The organism is Lysinibacillus sp. FSL H8-0500 (assembly GCF_038051955.1).
GTDB lineage: Bacteria > Bacillota > Bacilli > Bacillales_A > Planococcaceae > Lysinibacillus > Lysinibacillus macroides.
The window spans coordinates 4,029,428-4,048,138 of record NZ_CP150292.1 but is presented as its reverse complement, the minus strand read 5'-3'; the positions used below and the strand labels follow the sequence as shown (position 1 = coordinate 4,048,138).

The 18,711-nt window shown below is 36.8% G+C and carries 20 protein-coding genes; 14 read left to right on the top strand and 6 right to left on the bottom strand.

The annotated features are described in order from the left end of the window. Positions 1-39 precede the first annotated feature (39 nt). The gene (locus tag MHB44_RS19400; RefSeq protein WP_341300500.1) at positions 40-243 is read right to left on the bottom strand and encodes an alpha/beta-type small acid-soluble spore protein; all 204 of its coding nucleotides are present in this window, start codon (positions 241-243) and stop codon (positions 40-42) included. A gap of 186 nt (positions 244-429) precedes the next feature. On the opposite strand from MHB44_RS19400, the gene MHB44_RS19395 reads away from it, so the two are divergent. From MHB44_RS19395 to MHB44_RS19385, 3 genes are all read left to right on the top strand, one after another. Continuing rightward, a complete protein-coding gene (locus MHB44_RS19395) occupies positions 430-924 on the top strand; it encodes a DUF1456 family protein (protein ID WP_341300499.1) in 495 nt (164 codons plus the stop codon). A gap of 135 nt (positions 925-1,059) precedes the next feature. Then, complete coding sequence (locus MHB44_RS19390; protein ID WP_341300498.1) at positions 1,060-1,254, top strand: hypothetical protein; 195 nt, start codon at positions 1,060-1,062, stop codon at positions 1,252-1,254. A 171-nt stretch (positions 1,255-1,425) separates the two neighbouring features. Further along, positions 1,426-2,088, top strand: coding sequence for a hypothetical protein (locus MHB44_RS19385; RefSeq protein ID WP_341300497.1), 663 nt, complete (start codon positions 1,426-1,428; stop codon positions 2,086-2,088). Between the two features lie 99 nt (positions 2,089-2,187). Here MHB44_RS19385 and MHB44_RS19380 read toward each other — a convergent pair whose 3' ends face one another. Together MHB44_RS19380 and MHB44_RS19375 are read right to left on the bottom strand one after the other, a co-directional pair. Further along, positions 2,188-3,882, bottom strand: coding sequence for a HAMP domain-containing methyl-accepting chemotaxis protein (locus MHB44_RS19380; protein ID WP_341300496.1), 1,695 nt, complete (start codon positions 3,880-3,882; stop codon positions 2,188-2,190). A gap of 253 nt (positions 3,883-4,135) precedes the next feature. Beyond that, a complete protein-coding gene (locus MHB44_RS19375) occupies positions 4,136-5,131 on the bottom strand; it encodes a M23 family metallopeptidase (RefSeq protein ID WP_341300495.1) in 996 nt (331 codons plus the stop codon). A gap of 320 nt (positions 5,132-5,451) precedes the next feature. On the opposite strand from MHB44_RS19375, the gene MHB44_RS19370 reads away from it, so the two are divergent. The 4 genes from MHB44_RS19370 (at position 5,452) to MHB44_RS19355 (ending at position 11,109) form a co-directional block, all read left to right on the top strand. Next, positions 5,452-7,347 carry a PrkA family serine protein kinase gene (locus MHB44_RS19370; protein ID WP_341303008.1) on the top strand — a complete coding sequence of 632 codons (1,896 nt, stop codon included), beginning with the start codon at positions 5,452-5,454 and terminating at the stop codon, positions 7,345-7,347. A 139-nt stretch (positions 7,348-7,486) separates the two neighbouring features. After that, positions 7,487-8,644 carry a sporulation protein YhbH gene (yhbH, locus tag MHB44_RS19365; protein ID WP_341300494.1) on the top strand — a complete coding sequence of 386 codons (1,158 nt, stop codon included), beginning with the start codon at positions 7,487-7,489 and terminating at the stop codon, positions 8,642-8,644. 33 nt (positions 8,645-8,677) lie between these two features. Next, complete coding sequence (locus MHB44_RS19360) at positions 8,678-10,081, top strand: SpoVR family protein (RefSeq protein WP_341300493.1); 1,404 nt, start codon at positions 8,678-8,680, stop codon at positions 10,079-10,081. Between the two features lie 152 nt (positions 10,082-10,233). Then, a complete protein-coding gene (locus MHB44_RS19355) occupies positions 10,234-11,109 on the top strand; it encodes a radical SAM/SPASM domain-containing protein (RefSeq protein ID WP_341300492.1) in 876 nt (291 codons plus the stop codon). 32 nt (positions 11,110-11,141) lie between these two features. Here MHB44_RS19355 and MHB44_RS19350 read toward each other — a convergent pair whose 3' ends face one another. Beyond that, on the bottom strand, positions 11,142-11,528 hold the full coding sequence (locus tag MHB44_RS19350) for a helix-turn-helix transcriptional regulator (protein ID WP_341300491.1): 387 nt from the start codon (positions 11,526-11,528) through the stop codon (positions 11,142-11,144). Between the two features lie 207 nt (positions 11,529-11,735). On the opposite strand from MHB44_RS19350, the gene MHB44_RS19345 reads away from it, so the two are divergent. Continuing rightward, complete coding sequence (locus tag MHB44_RS19345; protein ID WP_341300490.1) at positions 11,736-12,410, top strand: restriction endonuclease subunit S; 675 nt, start codon at positions 11,736-11,738, stop codon at positions 12,408-12,410. A gap of 175 nt (positions 12,411-12,585) precedes the next feature. Here MHB44_RS19345 and MHB44_RS19340 read toward each other — a convergent pair whose 3' ends face one another. Beyond that, on the bottom strand, positions 12,586-14,259 hold the full coding sequence (locus MHB44_RS19340; protein WP_341300489.1) for a ribonuclease J: 1,674 nt from the start codon (positions 14,257-14,259) through the stop codon (positions 12,586-12,588). A 103-nt stretch (positions 14,260-14,362) separates the two neighbouring features. Beyond that, on the bottom strand, positions 14,363-14,857 hold the full coding sequence (locus tag MHB44_RS19335) for a L,D-transpeptidase family protein (protein WP_341300488.1): 495 nt from the start codon (positions 14,855-14,857) through the stop codon (positions 14,363-14,365). A 133-nt stretch (positions 14,858-14,990) separates the two neighbouring features. Here MHB44_RS19335 and MHB44_RS19330 point away from each other — a divergent pair, with 133 nt between their 5' ends. The 6 genes from MHB44_RS19330 to MHB44_RS19305 all read left to right on the top strand — a co-directional run bounded on the left by MHB44_RS19330 (position 14,991) and on the right by MHB44_RS19305 (position 18,698). Then, entirely contained in the window at positions 14,991-15,203 is a 213-nt protein-coding gene (locus MHB44_RS19330; RefSeq protein ID WP_341300487.1) for a hypothetical protein, read from the top strand. Positions 15,204-15,248: 45 nt separating this feature from the next. Then, on the top strand, positions 15,249-15,452 hold the full coding sequence (locus MHB44_RS19325) for a hypothetical protein (RefSeq protein ID WP_341300486.1): 204 nt from the start codon (positions 15,249-15,251) through the stop codon (positions 15,450-15,452). 14 nt (positions 15,453-15,466) lie between these two features. Then, positions 15,467-15,661 carry a gamma-type small acid-soluble spore protein gene (locus MHB44_RS19320; protein ID WP_341300485.1) on the top strand — a complete coding sequence of 65 codons (195 nt, stop codon included), beginning with the start codon at positions 15,467-15,469 and terminating at the stop codon, positions 15,659-15,661. A gap of 88 nt (positions 15,662-15,749) precedes the next feature. After that, positions 15,750-15,935: a cysteine-rich CWC family protein gene (locus MHB44_RS19315; RefSeq protein WP_341303007.1), complete on the top strand. Its 186-nt coding sequence runs from the start codon at positions 15,750-15,752 to the stop codon at positions 15,933-15,935. A gap of 158 nt (positions 15,936-16,093) precedes the next feature. After that, positions 16,094-16,672 carry a DUF305 domain-containing protein gene (locus MHB44_RS19310; RefSeq protein ID WP_341300484.1) on the top strand — a complete coding sequence of 193 codons (579 nt, stop codon included), beginning with the start codon at positions 16,094-16,096 and terminating at the stop codon, positions 16,670-16,672. Positions 16,673-16,946: 274 nt separating this feature from the next. Then, a complete protein-coding gene (locus MHB44_RS19305) occupies positions 16,947-18,698 on the top strand; it encodes a protoglobin domain-containing protein (RefSeq protein ID WP_341300483.1) in 1,752 nt (583 codons plus the stop codon). The last annotated feature ends 13 nt before the right edge of the window (positions 18,699-18,711 follow it).

Below are 18,711 nucleotides of genomic sequence, written 5' to 3'. Positions count from 1 at the left end.
GAATGCCATTGTTCAATATGGATTCGTTCTTGTGATGTTCTATAATAAACCTTTTGAACGTTTTTCAGCTATTTCTACAAGACGCTTCGTAATTTCTCCTCCAACGGAACCATTTGCACGAGAAGATGCTTCTGGCCCAAGCTGAACGCCAAACTCTTGTGCAATTTCATATTTCATTTGATTGACAGCTTCATGTACACCAGGTACTAGAAGTTTATTTGAAGTGCGGTTATTGTTAGCCATTGTTCTCACCTCCTTGAGCTTAGAATGGTTGCGATTAAACTTTTCATACATTTAAAAAGTAGGAAATGCACACGCTAATTGTTAACAGCAACAACTTGTGGAAAGCTAGCAATAATCAGCAAACTCTCTGTTATAATTAAGCCTGGCTCTTTACTATATAAGGTTAATTAAAGGAGGAACAATATAATGACGAATAACGATATTTTAATTCGTTTACGCTATGCACTTGATATCAAAAATGTAGATATGGTAGAAATTTTTAAACTAGGTGGCATGGATTATACAAAGGAAGAAGTCTTAAATATGCTGATTAAAATTAATGATGAGGAAGAAGCACCAGAAAAATACATCAAATGTAATAACAAAATGTTAGAGACTTTTTTTAATGGCTTAATTACGTTTAAACGTGGACCTCAGAAATCAAGGGAAGGACAGACAGAGGGACCGCTCCCTGTGTCTGGCAAAGAAAGCCCAAATAATATGCTATTAAAGAAAGTGAAAATTGCCTTAGCTTTAACAACTGAGGAGATGCTGGAGATTTTATATGATGGTGGAATTAAAGTTACTAAAGGTGAACTAGGAGCTATTTTAAGAAATCCAGGACATCGTAATTATAAAGAATGCGGCGATTCATTTGTACGAAATTTTTTAAGAGGCTTAACTTATAAATATAGAAACTAATACATTTGTCAATCTAAAAGACCCCTTTTCTTTATTAAAACTGTTGACATTTTGTGACGAAATTATGTACAATAAATTTATCATAAAATGTTCACAAAAAAGACGAAAATTTTTCACAGATAAAGGGGTGCTTGTATGGTTTATTTTGACATCTTATTAGTTGCTATTGCATGTATTACAATGCCTTTTATTGTTGCAATTATGTTAGATATTTTTTATGCAGAACGCAAAAAGGTTCGTTTCTCATTACGTCGTACATCCCTATGGTATGTAGCGATGTTTGCGCTATCCTTTATACCATCAGTGCTACTTGTTACACAAAACATATAATATATTCAAACACTTAGGGGTAAGTGATATAAACAGAGTAAAAGGTATCGAGAAGCATAAGCTCGATGCCTTTTTTGTGAGCAGTCTATAGGAAGGAAGCATGAAAAGATAGAATTAGGAATATGATTGCTAGTAGAGTAAATGATTTTTCTAGCCAAGGGTGGGGGATAAATGAAAATTATTTTTTTCATTTTGTTGGGAATTATCTATCTTTTACTAGCAAATGCTATCGACATTATCATTGTTCAGCAGCTTTTTTTCATTATTGGTGTCGTATTAGTCGGAATAGGCAGTGTACGTTATCTGAAAGCTCGTTCCAGCGCCCTACAGCGTTTAGCTGATATGAGGGAGGCAAGTGAGGCAGAGATAACAGCTATTCCTCATACACAGTGCACGATATCAAATGATTTTTTAAATGCATTATTGTTAAATGAGCACACAAATAGGCTTATTCTGGCACAGCGAGAAGCATTGGATGAAGCGTTAAAAATAACAGAGATTCCCTTTAAAAAAATATATGAAGTAGCAATTGTGGAAGATGAAGCGACGATACGAAAAGCGAAAAACTACTTAATCAGTAGCTCATTATTGGGAGAATCTGAGGAAGCAGACGAGGAAGAGACGGTTTCGCAGCTCTCGTTAAAGCTAGTAGTTGATCATTTAGCAGACCCTATCGTCGAATATATATTTATGGAAAATAGTGACCATCCTATTGCAAGAGATGAAGAGGACTATGTGGAGGCATTAGAGCTGTGTGAGCAATGGTTTCAAAAAATAAGTGTGATTATTAAACGTCATGAACTGGAAAGAGTTCCGATTCAACGTTGGCAATAAAAAGGACTGTCAGAAAAAGAGAATTTTTCTGGCAGTCCTAATTTTTATATAAAATATTATACCTCCATCACCAAGGAGATGTTACAAAATCAGACATTATTAAATTTTAAATTGCTGTAGCTGGTTATTTAGCTCCTCTGCCATGCCTGCTAGCTGATCAGAGTGTCGTGTTATTTCTTCCATTGTTGCAGCAGTTTCCTCTACAGTAGCTGTTGTTTGTTCAACACCCGCTGCCGATTCCTGTGAAATAGAGGCCATATTATTAATAGAGGCATTAATAGCTTCGGAATTTTCAGCAAGCTGATTTAAATTACCTGAAATGGTAGTAATATTATGCATCATATCCTCTACTGCATGTGAAATATGCTCAAATGTTTCATTTGTTTGAGTAAGCTGTACAGAGCCTTTTTTAACTTCCTCATAACTTGTTTGTAAGGCATTGGTTACATTTCCTGTTTCGCCTTGAATACGGTGGACAATTGTAGAAATATCTGTAACAGAAAGTTGCACTTGTTCAGCAAGTTGACGAACCTCATCTGCTACAACTGCAAAGCCTTTACCATGCTCCCCTGCCCGTGCCGCTTCAATTGCCGCATTTAAAGCAAGTAAATTTGTTTGATTGGAAATATCATTGATAACAGAGACAAGCTTCGAAATTTCAGCAGATTGCCCATTCAAACTCTCAATCTTTTTAACGGAATCTAACATAATACCATTAATGGTAGCCATTTGCTCTGTAGATTGTACCATTAAGCCTTTACCTGTAACGGTTAAATCTTGGACATGAGTGGAATGGTCTTTTAGCTCAATTCCTTCCTGTGTTGTTTCATGAATCCTGTGCTTAAAGGTAGTCATTGTTTCGGCTAAGTCGCCTGTCGTGGATGCTTGTGTCTCAGTGCCGGAAGCAAGCTCTTGCATTGTTACTGTAATTTGCTCAGTACCTGCTTGTACCTCATTTGCCGATTGAGCAAGCTCTTCACTGCTTGCTGCAACTGTTTCTGAAACAGTACGGATGGAATGAATCATCTCGTTTAATTTTCCGTTCAGTTCATTCGCAGATACTATAAGCGTACCAATTTCATCCTGTGATTTTACTGGCAATGGTTCAAGCCGTAAATTACCACCGGCTAATTCCTGCATACGGTTAGCGACGATGGTAACGGGTTTAGCAATGACACTTGCTGTAACAATTGCAATGAAAATACCAGCGACTGTTAAGAGTGAGCTAAAAATAATGCCAATTATTCGATTTTTTGAGCTAGTTGCAACCACCTCATTGCCAATCGTTGTAATGGCTTGCGCACGATTATTGGCAAGCTCCTCGTAGCCATAGCGAACTTGGGTAACAAGGTTCTGGGCCTCCATCAAATTAGCTAAGGCTAAATCCTTATTTCCCTTTTGATATACATCGAATACTTCAGTGTTTACAAGATTACTCCAATTACGTGCTAATTCAACTAGCCTTTGGCGTTCATCAGAGTCATCGTATTTTTCCAGAATAGCGTTATTTTCCTCAGCCATTGCACGATAATCATTAAATGTTTCTTTATGAGCTATATCACCTGTCATGACATAGTTAAGGGCTGCTGATAAACGGACACTCATGGATAAAGCTAAGTTTTTACTAGCATTTAAAACAAGTAAATCTTCCTTTACTAAACTTTCCGCCTGCTTTTCCATACTTGTATTGGAACTATACGTATATGTTGTAAAGCTAACTACGAATAATAATAATAGAATAAATGCACTTAAAATACGCGCTTTCAGTGTTTTAAACTGAAAAAACCCCTTCATTTTCCCACCCCTAATACTAACTCTGTACAGAGTATATTAATCAATAATGATTATTATTTTATACCTATTTGTATAAATACATAAGAACTTTATTGAAAAATAGTTTTTTAGTACAATAGTTTCGATTGTACTATTCTATAAACGATCAAAAATATATAGTGATCTAACAATTATTTGATACCCTTTCGAGATATGTTTATTGAAAAAAGCACTCTCAGCAAAATGCTTGAAGTGCTCCCGATAGAAAAATCTTCTATTGTTTTTTATTTTTTGCTTGTCGCTCCCATTGCAGTAGAGAAGGGTATGGGTCAAATGCCCATTCAGTTCTACCGTTAAATTTGTATATTCCATAGTGAAGATGCGGAGGAAATTTACCAGATGTACCTTCTTTGCCATAGCCAGAACTTCCAACATAGCCAAGCACAGTGCCTGGTTCTACGATTGTGCCTACTTCAATGTCCTTATGATAGCTCCCGAGGTGGGCATAATAGTGGTAGGAGTTATGATTGTCACGGATACCAATACGCCAGCCACCAAATTGATTCCAGCCTTTTACTTCAACAATGCCATATGAGGTAGATAAGACAGGGGTTCCATAGTTTGCAAAAATATCTGTTCCTTCATGGATACGGCGTCCACCCCAGCCTCTGTTAGCCCCCCACGTTCCCTTATAGCTGTAATTAGATTGAATGCTGACGGGGAAGGTATGTGTATCCAGCTCAATGGTTTTAAAATGTCTATATAAAGTTGAAATGGTAAAAATTTGATTAACAGCTTCCTCGCTTCCATAATATTCCCATAGAGCTAATTTAAAATCTTCATCAGTGGTGCCAAATTTACCTAAATAGCTAGCCATTGAGAAAATAACATCTTCATCATCCTGAGGACTTGCGATACCGTCATTATTACCATCTAGGCCCATTCCTCCAAAATAGCTAATGGTTTCAGGTTGCGTATCTTCCTTTACAGGGTTTAATGCACCTGACCAATATTCATTAGAAAATTGGATAGCCAAATAGCCTTTTCGTGTTGGAATATCCTTACGAACGGATTGTAAATTTCTTTCGTACTGATCAATAGCTGCTAAAAAGTGCCAAGGAATGAGTAATTCATCAAATTGTACATAATAGGACATACGCTGCTGTAAAATTTCTGCTTCTGTCAGCTCCTCCTTCGCAAAAGAGCTAGCAGGATACAATATAATGCCTAACAGTGTAATGAATAAAAGAAACTGAAAATGGCGCTGCAATGATGGACCTCCTTTCTAACGTTAGAATAACCGAAATTTTTATCTTCATTCAGCAGATGTCTGTACACCTGTTGGCTGAAGAGAAAGCCTCATAAATTATTGATCTGTCTTCAGCAAGCTTATTAGTAGAAAAAATACCAATCAATGATGTTTCGGCTACCTTTCATTTCGAGGTTTTACCTTGCTCCAACAGGTGTTTGGGATATTTGCTAAGCCAAGATAAATTATGAAGAAACTTTAGGAAAGAAAAAGTAATGGGTATCATCATGTCATTTCCTTCATAGTATGTTATAAATCAAGCCCTGAATGGAGGGAAGGCTATTAACATTTTAGATAAAGTGAAAAACTATCGCGAAGAAGAAAATAGGCTGAAGTGGGAAGGAACATTTGCAGAGTATTTAAACATTATTAGGGAAAGACCTGAAGTTGCTCAAACAGCCCATTCACGCGTCTACAATATGATAAAAAGTGCTGGTGTAGAGGAACGCGATGGGCAAAAAATGTACAAATTTTTCGGACATGAAATTTTTGGGCTTGAATCAGCAATTGAAAGACTGGTGGAGGAATACTTCCATCCAGCAGCACGCAGGTTAGATGTTAGAAAGCGTATTTTATTATTAATGGGTCCCGTTAGCGGTGGTAAATCAACAATCGTTACCCTGCTAAAGCGTGGATTAGAGCAATATTCACGCACAGATGAGGGCGCAGTTTATGCTATTAAGGGATGTCCAATGCATGAGGACCCATTGCATTTAATTCCGCATCATTTGCGTAATGACTTTTTTGAGGAGTATGGTATACGCATTGAAGGAAGCTTATCACCTTTGAATACGATGCGTCTCGAAAAGGAATATGAGGGACGCATTGAAAATGTGATCATTGAACGTATTACCTTTTCAGAAGATAAACGTGTAGGTATAGGAACATTTACACCATCAGACCCGAAATCACAGGATATTGCAGATTTAACAGGAAGTATTGATTTTTCAACGATTGGTGAATTTGGCTCAGAGTCTGACCCTCGTGCATATCGCTTTGATGGAGAACTTAATAAGGCGAATCGAGGAATGATGGAATTCCAAGAAATGCTGAAGCTTGATGAAAAGTTCTTGTGGAATTTATTATCCTTAACACAAGAGGGTAATTTTAAAGCAGGAAGATTCGCCTTAATTAGTGCAGATGAGTTGATTGTTGCCCATACAAATGAAACTGAATATCGCTCCTTTATTTCTAATAAAAAGAATGAGGCATTACATTCTCGTATTATTGTGATGCCAATTCCGTATAACTTAAAGGTTAGTCAGGAAGAGCATATTTATGAAAAGATGATTAAAGAGAGTGATATGTCCCATGTGCATATTGCGCCACATGCATTAAAGGCCGCAGCGATCTTTTCGGTGCTGACAAGATTAGAAGTGCCGAAAAAACAAGGTGTGGATCTGATTAAGAAAATGCGCTTGTACGACGGAGAAAATGTGGAGGGATTTAATTCCGTTGACTTGGAGGAGCTGAAAAAAGAGTTTCCGAACGAAGGCATGAACGGCATTGATCCACGCTATATTATTAACCGTATTTCTTCTGCAATTATTCGCAAAGAGATACCTTCTATTAATGCATTAGATGTCTTACGGGCATTAAAGGATGGGTTGGATCAGCATGCGTCCATTTCTCAAGAGGATCGCGAAAAATATATGAATTATATAGCAGTTGCGCGTAAAGAGTATGATGAAATTGCTAAAAATGAAGTGCAAAAGGCATTTGTCTACTCATATGAAGAATCAGCAAAAACATTGATGAATAACTACCTCGATAATGTAGAGGCGTTTTGTAATAAAAATAAAATTCATGATCCATTGACTGGCGAGGAAATGAATCCTGATGAAAAATTAATGCGCTCGATTGAGGAGCAAATTGGCATCTCAGAAAATGCTAAAAAAGCATTTCGTGAGGAAATTCTTATTCGTATTTCTGCCTATGCACGAAAAGGTAAACGCTTTGACTATAATTCTCATGAAAGATTACGAGAAGCGATTCAAAAGAAATTGTTTGCCGATTTAAAAGATGTTGTGAAAATTACAACCTCCTCAAAAATGCCTGATGAATCGCAGCTCAAAAAAATTAATGAGGTTGTAGCAAGACTTGTGGATGAGCATGGCTATAATACAACATCCGCAAATGAATTATTGCAATATGTAGGAAGCTTGCTCAATCGCTAAAGACCTAAGCTAGATAGGAGTGTCCGATTTTTAGGGCACTCCTTTTATCATCAAAAAGGAATTTATGAAAAAAGTTCAAGAACGTGGCTTCCAAGCATAGTATAGAAAAAGTGAATTTAATAGATGGGTGAGGATAAAAATGACTGAACACGAAAATAAAGGATTTGTTATCTCTCAGGAAAATTGGTCCCTCCATCGTAAAGGGCACCAAGACCAACAACGGCATATGGAAAAAGTAAAAGATGCGATTAAAAACAATTTACCTGATTTAGTAAGTGAAGAAAGTATTGTGATGTCCAATGGTCGCGAGGTCATTAAAATTCCAATACGCTCCCTCGATGAATATAAAATACGTTATAACTATGATAATTCTAAACATGTAGGGCAGGGACAAGGCGATAGTAATGTCGGTGATGTAGTGGCACGTGATGGCAGCCAAGGAAAGCAGGCACAAGGCAAGGGGAAAGAGGCAGGTGACAAGCCTGGCCAAGATTACTATGAAGCGGAAGTAAGCATGGAGGAAATTCAAAAAGTTCTATTTCACGAATTAGAATTACCCAATTTACAACAGAAGGAAAAGGCAGATATTAAAACAGAAAAAATAGAATTTAATGATATTCGCAAAAAGGGATTAATGGGCAATGTCGATAAAAAGCGCACTATTTTAAATGCATTAAAGCGTAATGCGATGAAGGGCAAAGCACAAATAACGCCAATTCATCATGATGATTTGCGTTTTAAAACATGGGATGAAGTCGAAAAGCCAGAGTCCAAAGCAGTTGTGCTTGCGATGATGGATACAAGTGGTTCGATGGGTGCTTTTGAAAAATATTGTGCCCGTAGCTTTTTCTTTTGGATGACTAAGTTTTTACGGTCAAAATATGAAACAGTTGAAATAGAATTTATTGCGCATCATACAGAGGCAAAGGTTGTGACAGAGGAGGCGTTTTTCACAAAGGGTGAAAGTGGAGGAACTATTTGCTCCTCTGCTTATAAAAAGGCATTAGAGTTAATTCAGGAAAAATATCATCCTTCTCGCTACAATATTTATCCTGTACATTTTTCAGATGGTGAAAATATTTCAATGGATAATGAAAAATGTCTGAAGCTGGTTGGAGAGTTAATGGATGTCTCTAGTATGTTTGGCTATGGGGAGGTCAATCAGCATAATCGTTTTTCAACATTAATGTATACGTATAAAAAAATAGATGATCCCAAGTTTAGGTATCATATTTTGCGCAAAAAAGGTGATGTGTATGATGCGTTAAAGAGCTTCTTCAAAAAAGAGGAAGAGTAAGATCAGTATCACGTTCAAAGGAGGGGGCGTACAATGGATACAAAAGCGCTTCAACGAGCCATTGATGAAATTACTGAAATTGCCTCAGGGTTTGGTTTAGATTTCTATCCAATGCGTTATGAAATTTGTCCAGCAGATATTATTTATACATTTGGAGCCTATGGTATGCCTACACGCTTTTCACATTGGAGCTTTGGTAAACAGTTTCATAAAATGAAGCTTCAATATGATTTAGGGCTTAGTCAGATTTATGAGCTTGTCATTAACTCTAATCCCTGCTATGCATTTTTGCTTGATACGAATACCTTGACCCAAAATAAATTAATTATTGCCCATGTATTAGCACATTGTGACTTTTTTAAAAATAATGTTCGTTTTTCCAATACAAGAAGAGATATGGTAGAGAGTATGACTGCAACAGCCGAGCGCATTGCTAGCTACGAAAGAGAATATGGCAAGGATGAGGTCGAGCAGTTTTTGGATGCTGTATTAGCTATTCAGGAGCATATTGACCCATCACTTATGCGGCCAAAGCTCTCTTGGAATGAGGAGGATGAGCTAGAAGAGGAAAAAACTGTAGCAAAATCACCCTATGATGATTTATGGAGTATAGAGGAAAAAGAGAAGGTCTATAAACCAGTAAGACGACGTATAAAGCATTTTCCACCAAAGCCAGAGAAGGATTTATTGTTATTTTTAGAGGAGCATAGTCGTGAGCTGGAGGAATGGCAGCGAGATATCCTAACGATGATGCGTGAAGAAATGCTTTATTTTTGGCCTCAGCTAGAAACAAAAATAATGAATGAGGGATGGGCTTCCTTTTGGCATCAGCGCATTATGCGTGAGTTACAGCTAACAACCGCAGAGACCATCGAATATGCTAAATTGAATGCAGGTGTTGTGCAGCCATCAAAAACGTCCATTAATCCATATTATCTAGGCATTAAAATTTTTGAGGATATTGAACATCGCTATAATCATCCTACAAAGGAGATGAAGGAGCGAGGGATAAAACCAAACTCTGGGCGTGATAAAATATTTGAGGTAAGAGAAATTGAATCCGATATTTCCTTTATACGCAACTATTTAACAAAAGACTTGGCAAAACGTGAAGATTTATATTTATTTCAAAAGAAGGGCAATGAATACCGTATTACTGATAAAGATCATGAAATGGTACGAGATCAGCTTGTATCCATGCGTGTTAATGGCGGTTTCCCTTATATTGTTGTGAAAAATGGCGATTATTTACGCAATGGTGAACTGTATTTAGTACATGGCTATGAAGGTATGGAGCTAGACCCCCATTATTTAGAAAATGTATTGCCTCATATTTATCGACTATGGGGGCGTCCTGTCCATTTGGAAACCTCTGTAGATAATAAGCCGATGCTGTATTCATATGATGGGACAAAAAATTATAAGCGTCATGTATAGCAAAAGCTTCTATCTGTTGAAAGGGTATTTGAACAGATAGAAGTTTTTTTATGAAAAAAACGAGGAGCTGTATGTTTTTTGCTATCCATCCTATGAATTTGTTAAAATAAATAAGATTTGAATATCTACGGAACTGGAACGGTGAAAAAACGTTGAGAACATTTAAAAAGGTGTATATAGAAATAACGAGTGTTTGTAATTTAGCATGTAGCTTCTGTCCGCCAACAGCTCGCACGAAAGGGCTTATCAAAGTAGAGCAATTTAATAACATATTAGACGAAATTCGCCCATATACAAAATATATTTATTTGCATGTGAAAGGGGAGCCGCTTTTACATCCGCGCATCGACCAACTGCTAGATGCTGCTCATGAAAAAGGCTTTAAAGTCAATATTACAACCAATGGTACACTTATTAAAAAGAATCGTGAAAAATTATTAGGTAAGCCAGCATTACGTCAAATTAATTTCTCATTACATAGCTTTGATGGTCACGAGGGTTCAGAAAACCGTGAGAAATATTTAGGGGATATTTTGGATTTTGTACGTGAATCTAGGGAATATAACACGATTATTTCTTATCGTTTATGGAATTTACAAAAGGATCATATTTCTGATATTGCAGCACGCCGCAATCGGGAAACATTAGAAATTTTAGAAAATGAATATGGTTTGGACTACCATATCGAAGAAAAGGTAGAGCCTGGTAAAGGGGTTAAAATTGGTCCTCATATTTATTTGAATCAGGATCACGAATTTAGATGGCCAAGCCTATTAGCGCCTGAGGATGAGGGGAAAGGTTTTTGCCATGCACTCCGTAGTCAAGCAGCTATTTTGGTGGATGGTACAGTTGTGCCATGCTGTCTCGATGGAGAAGGTGTGATTAATTTAGGGAATGTCCACGAGAAAAACTTTACAGAAATTGTAGAGGGAGAACGCGCTAATCGTATTGTAGACGGTTTTTCACGGAGAGAGGCTGTGGAAGAGCTATGCAGAAAATGCGGCTATCGTCAAAAATTTGGTATATAACAATTGCTAGAAAGAAACAGCTCCAAGGGCTATTACCTGTCGGAGCTGTTTTTCTTTGTTTGTAAATCAATCGTATCTAAAAAATCCTTTGTAATGCGTACTACATATTTTACCTCGTCTAAATTACGTTCTCTCAGTAATGAGCGATGAATGTCTAGCATGAGGTTCTTTTCTTCAATATCAGTAACGCCAGATAATTTGTGGAAATTAAAAAGCTCCTCGGGGGAAATATCTAATGCCTTCATAAGTGTTTCTAATGTGCTTAAGGTTATATTGGATTGTCCATGCTCAATATTGGAAATACGCCCTTTACTAAAACCTAATTTCCCTGTTCTTTCGGCTACTTCTTCCTGACTCAGCCCTTTAGATAATCGAATAATACGGAGTTGTTCACCCACTAGCTTTAAAAAATCTGACATATGATTCACCTCTATGTTAAAAGCTAGTGAAAAACAACTAAAATGACTATACTATTATAATAGTATAATGCGGAAAATGTTACATTAAAGTGGTACAATCTTTAGAGTAATACTTTTTTATGGCCTTAGAGAAACAAATAGCAGGCATTATAAGAAAGCTTGATATGGATGGCAATAAAATACAGTACAAGATTGGAGGATGGAAATATGGTGAACTACTATTCATTAGAGGAAGTAGCAGAAATTAAAATAGGTAAAATGATGATGAATGATAAATATTTTACTAGGGATGGAATTCCTTTTATAACAAAAGAAACGTTTAAACAATTATTAACAGACAATCATATCCATCTATTACCGAAAATTAATAAGAATATTCAAGAGCATTGTACAATTTTACAAGTGCCTGCTAATAGTATTTTGTTGAATAAAATAAATTTGAAGGGCACATATCTCTATCAATGTACAACAGAGGTGTGCATTGGTCATGGTATTGTTGCCATCATACCAAACGAATCTATAGTTGTGAGTGATTATTTATTTCATTATTTAAAATGGTATCAACTCAATAAAAAAAGATGCAATATCAATCGGATAATGATTGATTTACCAACGATTGCTATCCAATATCAAGTCGTCCAGCTTTTAAATGCTATTCAACAATTATTAGTAAATAAGGATTCCTTAATAACAGCAGTAGAAGAACTTCCACTGTATTTTAGCAATATTTCAAAACTAGCAAGGCAACAATCCAAAGGCTTGCATCAAGGATTTGAACAGCTACAATATTTATATAAGGAAATACTACATAAAATTTTCAATGACCATTTTTTAAAGGATGTACAAGAACATAATTTCTTTCAAAGGCTAAATAACCTATAATGAAATACCACTAGTACAAAGTAGAGCTGTCAGAAAAGATTTTTCCGACAGTTCTAGCCTTTAATATTAAATATTTTTTGAAAATTTGCTGTACCTGTATCTGTCGCCATACTTTCACTAAAAGAATAGGGTCACCAGCCTCAGTGCAGGGAGAGGCCTTAAAAAGGCTCCTTGGTTAAATTTCAATAATAATGGGTAAGATCATAGGCTTTCGCTTTGTTTGTGTAAATAAATATTGTCCAACAGCTTTTTTTATTTCCCGACGAAAAACATGTATTTGCTGTTGACTTTCTGTTTGGAGCTCATTGACCACTTCTTTTGTGAGCATATTCACCTTCATTAATAGCTCCTCAAAGTCCTTTGCATATACAAAGCCTCGTGAAATGGTATCTGGTTCTGAAATAAACGTGCCATCTGCTTTATTCAGCGTTAAGACAATCACAAGCATGCCATCCTCTGAAAGCTGCTTACGGTCACGTAGCACAATGCCCTCAACTTCACCTATACCGATACCATCTACATAGGTGTCTCCAGATGGAATTTTACGCGTTTGCCGAGCCTCTGAATTTTCAATATCCACAACGTCGCCATTTTTCAGTATAAATGTATGCCCTTTTTCAACACCAACAGCTTCAGCTAATAAACGATGTTGGTGGAGCATACGAAATTCACCATGAATAGGAATGAAAAATTTAGGCTTCATTAATGTTAGCATAAGCTTTAAATCCTCTTGATAGCCATGTCCTGATACATGCATTCCCGTATGACTGGAAGAGCCATAGATCACTTTAGCACCAAGCTGAAATAAATGGTCAACAATCCTAGAAACACTCTTCTCATTGCCTGGAATAGGGGAGGCGGCTAGGATCACTGTATCATCTGGTAAAATTTTCACCTCCCGATGGTTGCCATTTGCCAAACGAGCAAGTGCAGCTAAAGGCTCACCTTGACTACCTGTGGATAGCACCACTACTTCTTCAGGTGGAAGATATTTTACTTCACGAGCATCAACTAGCATATCCTCTGGAACATTCAAATAACCACGTGCAATTGCAACATCAACAACATTAACCATACTACGTCCTAATAAGGCTAGCTTCCTATTGGTCAGTATAGCCGCATTCACAATTTGTTGAATACGATTAACATTGGAGGCAAAGGTAGAAATAATAATTTTACGTTCTGCATGTAAAAAAGCTTCCTCAATATGCTGCCCAACAAGCTGTTCTGAGGGGGTTAAGCCTGGTCTTTCAGCATTGGTGCTTTCCGAGATTAACACAAGTACACCCTTTGATCCGATTTCTGCCATTTTATGAATATCCGCAAACTGATTATTAACAGGTGTTAAATCAAATTTGAAATCACCTGTATGCACAACATTCCCTTCTGGCGTAGATAAAACGATCCCCAAACAATCCGGTATGCTATGGTTGGTTTTGAAAAAACTGATAGCTATTGGATCAAATTGTAGCGTAACATCTGCATGAATTTCTATTAAATCGGTTTCTCTTAAAAGCTTATGCTCCTTTAATTTTAGCTCGATTAGCCCTAAAGTGAAGCGAGTAGCATAAACAGGCACATTGATTTTTTTTAAGAGATATGGAATACCGCCGATATGATCCTCATGCCCATGTGTGACAATTAAGGCTTTAATTTTTTCTTTATTGTCAAGTAAATAACTAATATCAGGAATGATTAAATCAATGCCAAGCAAGGTTTCATCTGGAAATTTTGCACCACAATCAATAATGATTATGTTATCTGCATACTGTACTACATACATATTTTTTCCGATTTCATGAATGCCACCTAGAGCAAAAATGGATAATAGCTGCTTTTTTGTGGACAATATACTCCCTCCTAACTAACTATCTAACTAACGCCATTATGTAGTATAGCTTGTAATGTTTTATCCTATACGAAAAGACTAGGTGTAAGAGGGGAAGGAATTTTTACGGATGAATGATAACTTCAGTTCCAATGGGCACAATGCTAGCAAGCTCTTCAACGTCACGGTTTTGCATACGAATACAGCCATGTGATACAGCATGACCAATAGAACTAGGATCATTGGTTCCGTGAATGCCATAATGCTCTTTTGATAAACTCATCCACATCGTCCCAAATGGACCACCTGGATTTGGAGCCTTATTAATAATAATAAAACTGCCTGCTGGTGTTTCATGTAGCATACGGCCTACCGCGATAGGGTATTGTTTTTGAAGCACATGATGGTTATACAAACGCAGCCAACGATGAGTAGTCGAAATTTCGATATGATAAGGAAGAGTGGCAGGATTAGGAAAGCCCGGTATCATAATTTGCTGACCGATGTAAAGAATATCAGGCTGAATTCCTGGATTGGCTGCAATAATCGATTGCAAAGGAGTACGATAGTCCCTCGCAATTTGGGACAGAGTTTCTCCAGCTTTGACTGTATGAATCAACGTTATTCCCTCCTATAAAAAAGTGATTGTTCTACTATATGCAAAGCCTGATTTAGATAACTTTGGAAATGTAAGAATTTTTGGCTCTTTGGATACAATAAGCAGTACCATTGTATTGTGAAGGAGCTTATTGATGAAGGAATTTAAAATCACGTATTTTTTTGATGACACACATTATGTTAGACGATTTGTCCATATGGCATCACAGCAACAGGCAGAAAAGCTTATAAAAGATGAACGAGATCAATATATCTCCTTTACAGATAATAGAGGCATCTATCATGAATTGCATACAGGGCATGTACGGATTATTCAATTGGCGGAATACCATCGAAAAGACACATGATTTGTGAAGCATGGCACACATTAAAAGAGAAGGGAGCGTGACATAATGGAACAAATACCAGAGGATAAGAAAAAATTTTTGCATTTAAACAGCAAGGACAAACCTGATATGGTTGAATCCGATAGCATTAGTCTTTTCGATTTGCATGAAGATATGCAAACGGTAGACGCTATTCCAATTGAAGAGCTCAATAAACGAGTAAAACGAGAAGGCGATGAGCTAATTGAAATGCAGCCAGATGAATTATAGGGGGGAAACATACCATGAATAATGAGAAAGAGAGACAATTTACTGCGGCAGGTACGAATATTCAGGAAGTAAAGCAAAAAAATGCAGAGGCAGGATTATCTTATAATGAAGTAAAGGCATTACTGGCTCAGAGCGGTGGACATGGAACAGCTATTTATAGTGATACAGATGTAGAAGAGGTTAGGCAGGACATACAAAAGCATCAGTAATAAACGATTTGGGAGAGGAAGGTGTTGAGTCCTCTTCCTTTTTGCCTTTATAATGTTAAAAAATGTAGATGAGGATGTGGTAAGGTTGGTGGAACAAAAAGATTGTCCATTATGTGGAGAGGAAAATGATTGTGGTGTAACAAAGGGGGAGCAACAGTGCTGGTGTATGGCTGTGGAATTCCCTCAGCATTTATTAGCTACGGTGGCGCAGGAGCCAAAGAGCTGTATTTGTCAAAGATGTCTTAATACATATAAAAAAGACCAGTTATTGTGACATACAAGCATGCGTCAGAGCTTTATATAAAATGAGCATACTATTTAAATGTGTTTCGAAATAGTGGTAGAACCCAAATAACGGTCTCAATTGGTACAACTGTCTACCACGCAACAACCTAGTAGGCATATATTACTCTGAAAGGAGTGTGTCTAATAATGACTAAGCCAATTGAGCTGAGTAATGTTACAAAGGCATATTTAGAGGAATATCAACGAATCCTCGATAAAATGATGCAGGGTATGTCCTATGTGACCATTACATGTAGTATTTCAGAAAATTTTATAAAGCAAATTATCCCACATCAAGTTGCAGCAATTAAAATGTCAGAAAATGTTTTACGATATACAACAAATATCCCTGTGCAAAACCTTGCATTAGAAATTATTAAAACGCATAAAGAAATGGTTGAAAGTCTCGAGGCATTAGAAAATCGATGCTGTATTGTCCAAAATTCAGAATATGAACTCTATGAATATATGTGTGCTTACCAACAAATTACCGAAGCAATGTTTAAAGCAATGTGTGCACCACCAGTATCTAATAGCATTAATATCAATTATTTACGGGAAATGATTGTGCATCATCAGGGAGGCATACGGCTAGCGCAAAATGTGCTAAGATTTTGTATTTGTCAAGAGCTAATCCCTATTTTAAAGTGTATGATGCAAATCCTCTGTGAACAGCTAGTCCTTATGGAAAAGCTACTGGATAGCCTACAGGATTGCGATTGCTAAGCGAGAAAGCATCTACTGTGTCGTAATAAAGAGGCTGTATGAATAGGGTTGTATACTTTCATGAATAAAAGCCTCCATAGCAACGCTAAAATCTTAGATGGTTTTAGCGTTTTTCTATGTAAAAATAGAAAGATTTTTTTGTGAAACTACTTTTGTTTTTCTATTACTGGTAAAATATAAGTGTTTATTGGTTGAAGGCAATGACGAAAGATCCTTCTTTTGATTTACAATATTGGAATTTGCGCATGAATTTAAAACAAATAGGAGTGGTGTGATGTTCAAGAGGAAGAAGATTAATCAAAATTATGATTATTTCTCAGCTGCAAAAAATTCAGATATTGAAGCCAATGAGCGTTTTAAAGAAAAATTGGACTTCTTAGCGTTATCTCGAATTAGAAGGGAATCAGTAAGATTTTTACGTAAAATTTATGAGAACAACCGCCAGCATATACTCGATAATTTTTATAAACGTTTACTGGAAATACCAGAGTTTAATCATGTAATTAATACCCATTCAACAGTAGAACGTTTAAAAGGGTTATTTGATTCGCATTTTATTAGTTTGTTTGACGATGAATTAGATTTAGATTATGTATTTAAGCGCCGTAAAATTGCCTATGTACATGCTCGAATTGGTGTACTGCCAAACTGGATGATTTCTGCTTACACACTGATTAACCAGTTAATTATTCCACTTATCGTTAAAGAGCTGTCGCGTGACCAGGAACAAATGCTGGATGTTTTACTAGCCTATGATAGCTTAGTAACCATTGATCAGCAAATTATTTTAGAGACATATATTGAAATTCAAGCGGGCTCTGTTGTGAACGGCTTAGGAGAAATTATCACCTATAATACACAGCTAGATTCCATTAAGGAGCTTATTGAGTTTCAAGAAATCCAGCAGGAGGAAGTTGTGGCGGCAGACCAATTGATGCATGAACTAGATGAAAGTATCGAGGATATTGCATCATCTGTTGGAGATATCTCTGAGCAAACACAGCATGTTTTAAGTAAATTAAATCGGGATTTAGAATCTCTTCAACAAGTATCAACAATTTTGCAAACAACAGATGAAGGTCATAAATCCATGCAGGAGGATATTCATCGGTTAGTAGAACGTGTCAATAGTGTAGCACAGTTGATGGAATTAATTAAGCGGATTGCAGACCAAACGAATTTATTAGCGTTGAATGCATCGATTGAGGCGGCTCGTGCAGGCGAAGCAGGAAAAGGCTTTGCTGTTGTGGCAGAGGAAGTTCGTAAACTTGCAGATGATACAAGTACCTCTGTGAAATCTATTCATACCGATATACAGGAGCTGCTGCATATTACTAATAATATTAGTGCAATGACCAATCAATTTTCCCAAGATTTGCATCAAGGTGTGACAGATACCCTTCATATTTCACAGACGCTTAGCGAACTAAATAAAAATCTACAGCAGCAAGGGGCTCGCTTTGAGGAAATTGCGACAACAACAAAGGTGCAAGCACAGTCTGCTACAAATATTTCGGAGCGCAATCATACCATTACAGAGAGCATGCAAAAAAGTAAGGTGATTGTGTTTGATATGGGCTCTGCCATTTACAAATTAAGTAAAATGATTGATGAATACCGTTCTACTACAATCTCGAAAAACTTTATTATTAGCCAAGAGGATATTATTGAATTGGCCATTACAGATCATTTACTATGGCGCTGGAAAATATATAATTTACTGCTAGGCTTTGAAACGATGACTGAGCAGGATGTAGGTACACCACAGGAATCACGTCTTGGCGAATGGTATTACGGCACAGGCAAAAAGCTACTAGGTCAAGAGCGTGCCTATTTAGAGCTAGAGCAGCCATTTATTCATGTCCATGATATTGCTAAAAAGGCTGTACGTGAATACAATCTGGGGCATAAAGCTGAGGCAGAAAAGTATCTCGAGGCAATTACAAAAGAATCATATGAGGTTATTGAGAAACTAAAAGCATTAAAGGGTATTTTACTGAATGAGAAAAAGCAATATATTCATTAATTGATTGAAAAGG